This window comes from Neobacillus sp. WH10 (assembly GCF_030123405.1).
GTDB lineage: Bacteria > Bacillota > Bacilli > Bacillales > Cytobacillaceae > Neobacillus.
On the sequence record NZ_CP126110.1, the window covers coordinates 5,247,255 to 5,258,899 of the forward strand.

Annotated in this window: 14 protein-coding genes and 1 pseudogene; 4 read left to right on the forward strand and 11 right to left on the reverse strand. The window is 40.0% G+C overall.

The window, feature by feature from the left end; translation table 11 throughout:
* Window positions 1-42 precede the first annotated feature (42 nt).
* From QNH20_RS25365 to QNH20_RS25375, 3 genes are all read left to right on the forward strand, one after another.
* The gene (locus tag QNH20_RS25365; RefSeq protein ID WP_283920685.1) at window positions 43-291 is read left to right on the forward strand and encodes a helix-turn-helix domain-containing protein; all 249 of its coding nucleotides are present in this window, start codon (window positions 43-45) and stop codon (window positions 289-291) included.
* A gap of 191 nt (window positions 292-482) precedes the next feature.
* On the forward strand, window positions 483-725 hold the full coding sequence (locus QNH20_RS25370) for a helix-turn-helix domain-containing protein (protein WP_283920686.1): 243 nt from the start codon (window positions 483-485) through the stop codon (window positions 723-725).
* Between the two features lie 314 nt (window positions 726-1,039).
* Window positions 1,040-1,900: a sulfurtransferase gene (locus QNH20_RS25375; protein ID WP_283920687.1), complete on the forward strand. Its 861-nt coding sequence runs from the start codon at window positions 1,040-1,042 to the stop codon at window positions 1,898-1,900.
* 211 nt (window positions 1,901-2,111) lie between these two features.
* On the opposite strand, the gene QNH20_RS25380 is transcribed toward QNH20_RS25375, so the two are convergent.
* From QNH20_RS25380 to QNH20_RS25410, 7 genes are all read right to left on the reverse strand, one after another.
* Entirely contained in the window at window positions 2,112-2,666 is a 555-nt protein-coding gene (locus tag QNH20_RS25380) for a hypothetical protein (RefSeq protein WP_283920688.1), read from the reverse strand.
* 93 nt (window positions 2,667-2,759) lie between these two features.
* Window positions 2,760-3,242, reverse strand: a complete 483-nt coding sequence (locus QNH20_RS25385; protein ID WP_283920689.1) for a pyridoxamine 5'-phosphate oxidase family protein — start codon at window positions 3,240-3,242, stop codon at window positions 2,760-2,762.
* Window positions 3,243-3,493: 251 nt separating this feature from the next.
* Window positions 3,494-4,399 carry a hypothetical protein gene (locus QNH20_RS25390; RefSeq protein ID WP_283923508.1) on the reverse strand — a complete coding sequence of 302 codons (906 nt, stop codon included), beginning with the start codon at window positions 4,397-4,399 and terminating at the stop codon, window positions 3,494-3,496.
* Window positions 4,392-4,559 (reverse strand): hypothetical protein, encoded by a 168-nt coding sequence (locus tag QNH20_RS25395; protein ID WP_283920690.1) that lies wholly within the window; start codon window positions 4,557-4,559, stop codon window positions 4,392-4,394. Before QNH20_RS25395 ends, QNH20_RS25390 begins: the two co-directional genes overlap by 8 nt.
* A 248-nt stretch (window positions 4,560-4,807) precedes the next feature.
* Window positions 4,808-5,485, reverse strand: coding sequence for a DUF3995 domain-containing protein (locus tag QNH20_RS25400; RefSeq protein WP_283920691.1), 678 nt, complete (start codon window positions 5,483-5,485; stop codon window positions 4,808-4,810).
* A gap of 189 nt (window positions 5,486-5,674) precedes the next feature.
* A complete protein-coding gene (locus QNH20_RS25405) occupies window positions 5,675-7,012 on the reverse strand; it encodes a sensor histidine kinase (RefSeq protein ID WP_283920692.1) in 1,338 nt (445 codons plus the stop codon).
* Window positions 7,009-7,683, reverse strand: coding sequence for a response regulator transcription factor (locus QNH20_RS25410; RefSeq protein WP_283920693.1), 675 nt, complete (start codon window positions 7,681-7,683; stop codon window positions 7,009-7,011). Before QNH20_RS25410 ends, QNH20_RS25405 begins: the two co-directional genes overlap by 4 nt.
* A 594-nt stretch (window positions 7,684-8,277) precedes the next feature.
* Here QNH20_RS25410 and QNH20_RS25415 point away from each other — a divergent pair.
* Window positions 8,278-8,478: a hypothetical protein gene (locus tag QNH20_RS25415; protein ID WP_283920694.1), complete on the forward strand. Its 201-nt coding sequence runs from the start codon at window positions 8,278-8,280 to the stop codon at window positions 8,476-8,478.
* A 167-nt stretch (window positions 8,479-8,645) separates the two neighbouring features.
* On the opposite strand, the gene QNH20_RS25420 is transcribed toward QNH20_RS25415, so the two are convergent.
* The 4 genes and pseudogenes from QNH20_RS25420 to QNH20_RS25435 form a co-directional block, all read right to left on the reverse strand.
* Window positions 8,646-9,314, reverse strand: a complete 669-nt coding sequence (locus QNH20_RS25420; RefSeq protein ID WP_283920695.1) for a sodium:solute symporter family transporter — start codon at window positions 9,312-9,314, stop codon at window positions 8,646-8,648.
* Window positions 9,295-10,098 carry a prohibitin family protein gene (locus QNH20_RS25425; RefSeq protein ID WP_283920696.1) on the reverse strand — a complete coding sequence of 268 codons (804 nt, stop codon included), beginning with the start codon at window positions 10,096-10,098 and terminating at the stop codon, window positions 9,295-9,297. Before QNH20_RS25425 ends, QNH20_RS25420 begins: the two co-directional genes overlap by 20 nt.
* Window positions 10,099-10,369: 271 nt before the next feature.
* On the reverse strand, window positions 10,370-10,645 hold the full coding sequence (locus QNH20_RS25430) for a carboxyltransferase domain-containing protein (protein WP_349632691.1): 276 nt from the start codon (window positions 10,643-10,645) through the stop codon (window positions 10,370-10,372).
* A gap of 252 nt (window positions 10,646-10,897) precedes the next feature.
* Window positions 10,898-11,004 (reverse strand): annotated as a pseudogene (locus QNH20_RS25435) (reverse transcriptase N-terminal domain-containing protein); the annotation flags it as partial.
* Window positions 11,005-11,645 lie beyond the last annotated feature (641 nt).

The following is an 11,645-nucleotide window of genomic DNA, read 5'->3' on the forward strand; positions in this document are numbered from 1 at the left end:
GAAGAGGCATTAATATAAAGGTAGTCATAAAGGAGAATTTCATTGAAAAATCAACGGATCGCTCATATTGGAAAGGCATTAAAAAAGGCGAGAAGAAAAAGAAAAATAACACAAGAGCAATTAGCTAAGCGTTGCTCTATCCCACGCCCCTACATTAGTATTATAGAAAGTGGTATCAAACAGCCAAAACTCAGAATTATCTTCTCTCTTGCTGAAGGTCTTGGGATGAAGGCTTCTGACCTTGTAAAAGAGATTGAAGAATACTTAGTAGAATATTCCTACGTATCATGATTTGTATTAAGAGTTAGCTGGCTGATCATTTTAATTCAGTTTATAAGGGCAACTACTACCAATGCAACTAGAATTCTCGGTAAAAATTCATTATAGTAAAATATTTATTATCAGTTCTTTTGGGAAGTTTGTTACGTGAAGAGAAGGTAATTTTTGTTAACTAATAGCCTTAACAAAGGAGAATATCTCTTATGAACCATAAGATCCAAATTGGTGAAGTATTAAAAAAAATAAGAAAGGCGAAGCGCATAACACAGTGGAAATTGGCTCACGACATCTCAATCAATCCAACATCACTGAGTAAATTGGAGAGGAATATTTGTGAACCAAGTCTTGAAACAATCTTTTTAATCGCTTCCGGATTAGATATGAAAGCTTCAGAGTTTGTCAAAGAAATTGAAGAAAACTTAGAATTGTCTCGTAAACATGAATAGAGATTTCTAACCTACAGAAGTAGATCCATTGATCGATTAGCGGGTATGACAATACCTTCATTGACGAGTGACACAAAACTATAGACAATATGTGGTACCGTTAGGAAAATGCGGATTTACAACGTTAAGGAAAATCCAAATTAAAAAGCCCAACTTCTCTGCAAATTAAAATAGAGAAAATGGGCTTTTCCGTTACTTCATTATTTATAAGAATGTGTATTGGACTAGCGATTTGGGGAGCTGTATTCGTATTGATACTTCAAAAGATGATTAATAAAAAGAAGAACACTGTTGAAGCATAGGAGAAAATTAGAATGGTTGAAACACTTCACAAGGTCTTTGTTCCGGTGCAATGGGTAAAAGAAATCATTGAAGCAGACCCTATTTCACACAATTATGTGGTTGTTGAATGTTCATGGGGTAAACCAAGCGAGGAGTATTTAGAGAAACATATTCCTGGGGCAATTCATCTTGATACAGATTTAATCGAAGAAGACATTAACTGGAATATCCGAACACCAAAGGAAATTAACGACACGCTTATTAGCCTCGGGATTTCCAAGAGTACACGCGTTGTTATTTACGGAAAAGGAGCATCATTTGCACGCTTTGCATTTGTTTGTATTTGGGCAGGTGTACAAAACGTTCATGTAATCGATGGAGGATTGAATGCATGGATAAGCGCTGGATATCGAACGGAAAAAGGGATCGTGGAACCAAAACCGATTTCAGAATTTGGCGCTGAAATTCCAGTTCATCCAGAGTATCTCATGTCATGGCCTACGGAAATCTTGAAAGCACAGAAGAATCCGAATTTTAGACTAGTCAGTGTAAGAAGTTGGCGTGAGTTCATTGGAGAAGTAAGTGGGTATTCATACATCAATCGCTCAGGAGAACCAAAAGGTGCTATATGGGGACATGCTGAAACTGATTATTACAATGATGATCGAACGGTAAAATCATTGACCGAAGTCGAAGCAATGTTAACAGAATGGGATATTAGAAAGGGGAACGAAATCGCTTTCTATTGCGGCACCGGTTGGAGGGCCTCCCTCCCATTCTTGATCCTTTATGAAAACGGCTGGGACAATATCAAAGTATACGACGGCGGATGGTTCGTCTGGCAGAAAGATCCTGGGTTGCCGGTACAAATCGGGAGTCCTCGAGAAAAGTAGAGTTGACCAAACGACCTGCTCCGTTTAAGTAATAACCTTCACATCTCTTCACCCTTACCAATTTACTTTAAATGTGTTATTCCACAATCTGGCCCTTTTCATGGAGAAGGACTCTTTCCTTATTTCAGAAAAGCGCCGATTGTTGAAAATTGTCCCGGAGCACCAACACTGAAAGGATATTCAAGATAAGCACTCGAAGTAGATTATTGCCTTAAATACCTTTTTTAGGAGACTGTTTGTTTTTAATCCGATGCTGGAACGACAGAGTCGCAATAAATACAGTTACTCCCCACAAGAACAATCCTCCGTACGTTACCACATACACCCAAATGGCTAATCCTTCGGGGTATCCTTTTGGAAGCACTCCTAAAAATTGAAGAGCTGTCAAGAAGCTAATTAGAACTGTCAACACCCCAACTGACCATCCTGGTATGATTAATAACCATTTTGGTAGTTTCTCACCCCAGGAAGTCACGAGAGCTATAGCAAATAAAGATGCCAGTATCGCCAAGATAGCTGTGAAATCTATTCCGATGGTATATAACGTATATAGAAAAGCAGGTCCTTCCTTTAATGTATCACCAAGCCCTGCTACATCTTGTACAGCTTGTTTTGTTGTAATTCCTACCGTTGAACCCCATGCCCAAAGCGATTTTAAAATCGCATACGGCAACAGTGCAAGAGCTGCAACATAGCCCCATCCTTTAGTCAAATAAGTTTTATCAGCTATTTCTGACCTCATATGTTTCTCATGTTTTAAGCTCAAAAGACATTCTCCCTTCTCGTTGAAGAAATGAAGCCTATTAGTTTTAAAAATTACCTAAAATGTTTGAGTTGCTGACCACATACAATTGTAAACTTATTCAAAGAGTCCTTTAGTCAATTTTCCAACGTAAACTGGTTTAACGGAGGCAAAAAGAATTTCCCGAACATACTTGATGTTAAGACCACCAGGTCCAGTTTTAAAAAAACGCCCTAACAATCCTAAACTTTCTTTTAACGATTGAATCTCATCCTCCGTTGCGATCCGTTTTTCTCCAACCGTTCCTGACAACCGTACTCCTGGTGGAGTCTTGAACTTTCTGGAAAGAAACGATCGTAACAAAAACCATTTACTACTGTTAATAGCAAGAATACAGACTCGATTATTCCGTTCCAGGTTTCGTGTCATTTGGGAAGTGAAAATTTGAAAATATAAACCTTTTGGCTCATCTTTGCTGAGTATTAGTGACCCAATCGGAGTAACATGTGGAGTTCCATCTGGGTTTACGGAGGCAAATGAGAATCCAAATGACTGAGAAGCAACATCTTTCCAAATATTCCAGTGATCGAATGGTTCCATCGTATTCCCTCTTCTCTTCATATAAAGTTAATCGAATGTAGAGCAAAACGGTTCCCCACTTGAATGGGTTCTTAATGAATACCACACAGTAACCGTTTTTTTGCTATACGGAGTAAAAAAATCGGGTTCGTAGCATTAATTCTCAATATCGATTTTTTCCCCTTGAGGTACCTTAAATGAGGACTTACTGAGGCACATCTCCCCTCTAGGATGGGAGCAAGTCCCTATTTGTTCCTCTGCCCCCATTAATCCTATCTCATCAGGGCTCGCCGACGGTCATGCAGTACCAGCAGAATGATAATCCCCATTATCAAGCCCAGGACGATGCCGGCCTCCGTGGTCAGCACCCGTGCCAGCGGGTACTCCGGGGTGGACTGAAAATCGGGGCGAATGACGGAAAAGAGGTTGTAAGAGAACAGCATTCCCGACGAGATCCATGCCGCTGCCATTGGGGGCAGGAACCTCCTCGACCCGCGGCGTGTGATCAGCACCAATATGCCCCACGCACCTGATAAGGCCCACGCGCCGGTATTCAACGTCAGCAGGTACCACCACAGATCACGGTCATCCAGCATGGCCGGGTCGAGGCCGAGAGTGCCACCCACCGCCCAAAACACCTTAATGATGCCGAGCAGGATGCAGCCGGCTGCGACGATCCTGCCCAGGGTGATCTGTAACTGCCGGGTGTGTCCCGGCAGTTCCCCGTATTCGATCGGACCGCCCAACGCCTCCGGCCACCGTAACTTGGTGTAACCCGCTAAAGCGAGCGGCAAGAAAATACCGACCCCGACCAGAGAGACCATAACGAAAATCTGCTCGTAGCCCCAGAAGTCGGTAGCGCCTGCCTCCTTGTCCCGGTTCATGGCGGCCGGGCCAAGCACCGGTACGAGCAACAGCATGGGAACAAGAAGACCAGTGCCCACCCATACGGGCAGAGCCACCAGCCACGCGGGCAGCCGTTCACCCCACGGCCTGCTGAACGCCAACGCCAGCAGGATGCCGACCGCGGCAACAACCACGGTAGCTGCGTTGATCGCTCTCCAACTGGCGTCACCCATTTGCTCAGTCGGAAGGAAGAGGCCGAAAGTCCAGGCGATTTTGATCAACAGATACGGCGTCACCGCTATGGCGGCGCAATAACCACAGATTCTACGCATCTTCATCAATCCTGAGATATCCTTCTCCTCGAATTAACCAATAAAGCTGCAGAGCCCCATCGAGTAATGACCAGACAACTGCCATATATCCAATCCAAGAGGGCCAATATTTTAAGCCTTTTTCAGTATCCATCTTCATTAAGGGCGATGTAGAATTCATTGTAATCATCCTTTTCTACTTTACTTTGAATAACTTGTACGTACATTCATTTCCACAATCTGTTGAAAATTCGCTTACCGATGAACCAATTTCTTGGTCATCATCTATATGCAAAATCGTGGATTTATAAACTGGCTGCCCTACCTATTAAAAAAAACGCAGAATTTCACCTAATTTTACTATGCTGTCATAGTGATTTATCTAATAGGCATGGATTCTGCTTATGATTCACCTAGTTAAGTTGACATTTAAAAGCTTAATTTATCAGTGAAATCAAAAATGATAGACGCCACAAAAAGTGCTGTTAAGAGAAAAACCATAATCAAAATAAGGATGGTACCTCGTCTGAATGTAGATTGTCGAATCCCAGAAGCTTGCACATAATGGGAGGCAGTTAAACCTGCCATAATACCCAAAAGGACGAACCACGGTTCGTAGAAAAATAATTCCCATAATGCTAGTTCACGAACATTTACTTCTACAAACCCAGGGAAATCCAGTGTAATGATATCGGCCAACAGGAGTGCTCTTGTAATCATTCCACTCACTCCGTGCGCAATTAAAAAGGCAGTGCCAACAAGAGTGGGAGTCAATACAATTAGTGGATGAATCTTTCTGCCTCCAATCAGCGGTACCTTTAGCGGAACTATCCTACTCCAAGGCTTAGTAAGCGTAATTAAAGCAAATCCACAGAACATAATTAAGACACCAGCGATGTAACTTCCCATGTAAATAGTTGTGGGATCTTTCATTTCCCCCGGCATGCCAATCATTCCGCCAGCAGCTTGATAAAACCGGACGAAAACTGCGTATATGAACGCAAGCAAACAACCAACGTAAGCAGGCCATACAGAAGATTTTGTAAAACGTTCAAAGAAATTCAATTCATCAGTTGTTGATAATTTATTGATAATTGTTTTTTGCATTTATTCTTAGCCCTCCATTTTTATAAAATAGTATGAAGCGTTAATCGATGACCCCACAATAATTGCACTGACCACGTCTTCGAAGATAATAGAGTGGCAGCAAATACCAAATGCTAGGCATAATTAAACCCTACCTTCATACTAACCATCGAAGGTTAAAATGAAGGTAGGGTCGAGTTTAAATTTCGTTTAATTTTTTTCATGTAGATAAATTCTTGTTCCGCTAGAGGAGCTTTCGATTGTCCAATCTAGGTTCATTTCCTTTAGCATAAGTGAAACGATGGATAGACCAATTCCGGCTCCTTTCTCATGAGAGCTGTTATTCATCCCAGGTCCTCTGTCTTCAATAACAACAACGTTTCTTCCTTCTTTTTCTTCGGTATGGACACCGACATACCCCCCTGATTTCGCGTGCCTAATTATGTTCTGGAACAAATTATCTATTATACGAGTGAACCATTGTGGATCGACATTCCAAACCAATCCTTTTTCCGGCAAACGGACATCGACTTCAAATCCTTCCTTTTCAAAGACCGGGTACCAACTCACAAGAGAACCACGAATTAACCGCATCATATCCGTCTCTTTCCGCTTTATGGTATATTTCCCTGCCGATAACAGCGTATAGGAAAGAAGGTTATCAAGTAATTGACTTAACATATCCACTTTACTTTCAATCAAATGAAGCGATTCTTCACCTTTTTGAGATAAGAACTCTTTCTGTAATGAATAAGCGTGTCCACGGATGGTTGTAAGAGGCGTACGCAAATCGTGTGATATATTGGCAATCAGCTGCTTTCGAAGAACTTCTTCCTCCTGTTCACGTTTTCTGCTTTTTGTCAGCTCGTCAATCATATGATTAAACGCCTGTCCCAATTGCCCAATTTCGTCTATTTTCGAAATTGCAACTTTGTCTGGAATTCCTGTCTCCCCAGCGTCAGTCATCGCGGTTTGAAGCTGAACGAGCCGTTTTCGAATTTGAGAGAAAAATAACCATGAGATAAATAGAAATAGGACGAAAACGAGAAAAGCGAATAGGAGTAAATACATGTCATCAATGGCGGACGCAGACCACGGTTCCGTAAGTGAACGCGGCACTTGAAAAACCATAAACCCTTGGTTTGAATCGCCGCCGATATATGACACAATTGTAAACGGACCTGTACCGACACTTTTTTTCATAAATTCAACGCTGTCTTGAAAAGTCCATTGGTTTGGGATATTTATTAGATTGGGCAACTTTAGCTGGGTGTTGCCATCCGCATCCACCCAGAACATAGTTGCCATTGAATATTGTTCTTTCAACGTTCGAAGCCTTTGGTCTATTTCATCAGGCGTCGCACCATTCAAATGCCCTGCTTCACGTTGCCACATTTGTACCAATTCTTGCGTATTGAGATACAACAGTTTTTCTGTGTCCAGGAAACTCTTTGGGATGTAATAAATCGGCAATACTATTGGCCATAAGACCAGTGCCGCAGAAATGATAAGCAAATATTTCGTTAATAAGGAATGTCGGAATTTCATTGTTTCACCCTGTAGCCAATTCCCCGGATTGTTTCAATTATTTGAGGTTGGCTCGGATTTTTCTCTATTTTTTCACGTAAATGGCGAATATGTACCATTAATGTTTTATCCCCTTCCATATAGGGACTCCCCCAAACCGCTTCATAAATTTGTTCTTTTGTGAGAATTTGGTTTGGGTGGTGAAGCAAATACGTGAAAATTTGAAATTGCTTTGCCGTTAGAATAATTTCAGCATTCGATCTTGAATCGACAATAAGGTTTTGATCTAAATGAATACTAAGATGGGCAAGTTGAATAAGCGGTGGTGATATCTTTCCGAACCGTCTTAACAGCACTTCCACCCGTGCTGCCAACTCATCTGGATGGAATGGTTTCGTTACATAATCATCAGCAAAATGAAGGCCTTGTAGTTTATCGTCAATTGAGGATCTAGCAGAAAGCAATAAAATTGGCGTCTTTGGAAACTCCTTTTTCAGCCGCTGTCCGATTGAAAAGCCGTCCAAGCCTGGAAGCATAATATCAAGAATCAAGAGATCAGCACTCTCCATATGACCGATTGCGCCTTCTCCGGAAGTCAGCCAGATCACGTGATAGCCCCGTTCGGTTAAATCTTCACTAACCCAAGCTCCAATTTCCTTATTGTCTTCAATGTATAAAAGGTTTTTTCTCATCTCTTTTCTCCATTCTTAAAGTACAAATATTCATAATATTAGTTTATCATTATGCTGCTTGACGTAAAGTTAATATTAATAAGGATTAAACGTTTCAGGGTTATAAAAACTTACCAGGTTTACCTCTATTCAATTAAAATTGCACAAGACCTTGATATGCATGGTTATGAGCTTTTAAAAGAAATTGAGGACAGGGGATTATTGGAAGACCTTTTTCGAACTAATAAACGACACTAATCAAGTATCTTATCTGAAATAAATTGAAGTATTATGAGGAAATAAAACCGTTTCAAACACAAAAAACTTATCTGTTGCTTTAGATCCGTTAAAGCAGCAAATCACAACAATAGAGGCAAGTCTAATATTACTTCTAGAAATCTATTTATCTTCAAGTAATAACAGGCATTTTTCATAAGATAGAACAAAGGCACAACTAGCTAAAAATCCACTAGTTGTGCCTTTTTGCGCGCAAAACTTCCGATTGTCCCCTATAAGAACCGTCCCCATGCTTCCAACAGGTATAATCTATGAAAAAGTAGTCTATGCTGAAGGTATAGAAATAGTTTTATAGTCTGGAGAGCTGGGGGTCTAATAATGGGGAGAGAATTAGGAAGCATTTTTTATGAGCTGAAATTAGTTAAAAACAAGGAATTGGGTGAATGCGATCAGGAGCTTAATTACGGCAACCATAACCACATCGTCAAAAAAGCGTTATTAATGTATAAGCATGGCCTTCTGGAGAATTTAGAAATGTATGACCACTATCTGGATAGTAACAAAGAAACAATCCTTTAAATTCCAAAGACTCCTGCAGTTAAGGAGTCTTTTTAATAGGGGATAAAATGACAAATTATTTGATAACCGCACTAACCGGTTTGGAATTGCTTTATGTACCCAAGCTGGTTCGCTAGTCTATCGCAAATTTTTGGTATAACTAAACCATTCTCTTATTTTTTACAGTCCTAAGCAGAAAATTTATCATCTGAATAGTATGCTGAAGGTGCAGCAGGAACTCCCTTGCTGAGCTCTAGTTTATTAACAATTAAGAACGTAATCAGGCTAGCTAACCATCCGGCAATTACTGCCATAATGCCGAAAAGTTCCTTTGCCAATTGCCACCCAGGGCCTACAAAAGTTCCGAAAACAATCGAGTATAGACCAGCTTTAGGAGTAACCTTTTCCCACAATAATCCTAGTAAATATGCGGCAAATGGACCTGTCGAACGAAGAGTAAAAGCAAACACAAGTAATGGAATAATTTGTTGACTAAACAGCGAAATACCAATAGCCACTAAACCTGATAAAACAACGATTAACTTACTAATTTTTATTTCATTTTGTGCACTAACAGATTTTTTTGAAACGATTCCATGGATATCCTTTACATAGACACTCGCTACGGCAAGTAAATTTCCGGAAGCACTGGACAATATAGCAGAAATAACTCCTGATAGAAGGATCCCTGAAATAAGCGGCGGCAATAATTCTACTGAAACAGTGGCCAAGGCATCGTTTGCGTTAATAGCTGGGAATGCTGATAAGGCAATTAGCCCTAAAACAGCTGGAATGAAGGAAAGACCATGGGACAGGCTCTTTGTCCCAACTAGGTCATTATTCTTTCTTAAGTCCATTCACATCAATAAAAGGAGTGGCTCCACCTGTTACACTTGGCAGATGGCCATCCCATTTTTCCAATGCCTTTTCCTGGACTTCAATTTGTTTTAATTGAATTAAGTCCGCCGTTACTTCTTGCTTTTTCAATCTTAACGCTTCTGCTTCTGCACCTGCTTGAGCGATTTTCTGCTCCGCCTCAATTTTGATTCTTTCTAAATCCCTTTGTGCTCTTAAAGCATTTTGTTCAGCAGTTTGTTTGGATTCAATGGCTTTATTGAATTCTTCACTAAAAGCAAATTCTTTGATATTGATATCTTCTAGAATCATATAATATTTTGTTAATTTACTTGCGAGCATATCTTTCACTTGCGCTGATACTTCTGGACGTTTGGAAATTAATTCTTCAGCTGTGTACTGCGCTGTTATCGCTTTTAGAGATTCTGCAATCGCTGGTTCCACGATTCGGGAACGATAATCCAATCCGATCTCTTGATATAACTTATTCACAGCGCCTGGATCAACAGAATAGTTGACGGCCACCTTTGTGGTGACCATTTGAAGATCCCTTGAAGCAGCCGTCTGGGTACTTTCTTCTTTTTGTACCCGAACTTCAATCTGTTGAACTGTTTGAATAAACGGAAACTTAAAATGAAATCCTTCTGTTAAAATAGTCGGTTTAACTGCCCCTAATTGCAATAGAACTCCGCGATTCCCAGATGCTACAGTGGTACCAGAAAATATGATAATTATTACAATAACAATCGCAATTAGACCGCTTATAATAGATTTTGTATATTTCATTTCAATCCCCCCCTGAATGACTGTTTAGATAACTTTATGAATATAGCGCCAAATTTATACATTATTGGGCTAGGACACTGGTTCCCACTTATTAACTCAAGTTTCGGTGTAAATAAAAACAATACAAACTATTACTGTGCCTGAATTTGAAAGCAATATTAATCAAAAAAGTACAAAAAACACCCTGTTCTTTGGTAAAATATTGGCACCACACCAACCAAAGAAAGGATGTTTTCTATGTGCTTTTAAGCTCGAAAGAAATGAAAAATCATTACCAAGAAGTTGAGATACGATAGTATTGCTGCTCTATTACCGGTACAAAGCGAATCGCGTCTCCTGCAGAGATGAGCGCGGGTTGATCAGGGAGATTAGGCCGGAAAAGGGGTGTCGGCGTATGGCCGATGATCCTCCAACCTCCGGGGGTGGTGAGAGAATATACCCCTGTTTGTTGGCCGGCAATTCCGACTGGAATACAATAAAACTGATTGAAAATTATGTCAATTAGGGTTGTAGAATGAGATAGGGTATAACCTGTTATTTTTGACAAATTTAATGCTTATAATATTTAAACAATCGTTTAATTAAATTCAATGGAAACACTGCTGTGAATGGATTGGGCAAGGAAAATATTGTCGATTTTTATTACAATCTTTGCAGAAAAAAGCTTTCACCACCCGAATTTTGGCGATGAGGATTCGACATAATTCGAGCGGTGAAGTTTGCACTAAAACGGCTGAATAGTATATTCGTTTATTTTCCGGTATAGGGTACTCCTTCAAATGTTCAAATCTTTCATTTAATTGTAAAGCTTTACTCTCTTAAACGGAGTAAGGATTTATATCCATCAACCCCTGCTGTACGTTTCCCTTTGTTAATTTGGGTAACTCTATGAATTGATAGCAGAATTGTATAAAGTCAATTGGTGGTCTGCCCTTTCTGGTTCGACATCCTTTCGACGGGATTCCATATATGCTATACTATTCAATCGTTTGGTTGAAACAGCAGCGAAGCATTGTTCTATAAGAATTTCTCCTGTAGATCTGAAACAATATTTGTCGAGAATCACAAGAGTAATTTTCAGATAAAAATACACTTATTTGCAATATTTGACTGGTTTCACTTGAACTTACATCATTCTATCTTTTCCCTGTATTTCCGCCACTAATTAAATGATTGATTGAAAGTAGCCTAAGAGCGCTTCAATTCAGGATTCTCCTTTTTATATGCCTAAAAAGAATGTTGAAAAAACTTACTTTAAAAAGGAACCACAGATCGTGTCTCTACTGGAATTATCACCAAACCTAATATGGTGACTTATGATAGAAGCCTTACGGTAAGTATAATGAATGATATTTCAAAATGAAGTGATTCGGATTTAGTCCAAATAAATAGGTTCAGTCCTGCTGCTTAAACAGCTGAACTGAACCCTTAATTATTGCGTTCGAAATGGAAATGAAGCACAAGAAAACGGATACATTTATAGTTAAAGAAACTCATATGAAGGCCACCAAGCGAATGCGCGGTAGAAAAATCTGTGTCTATTATCC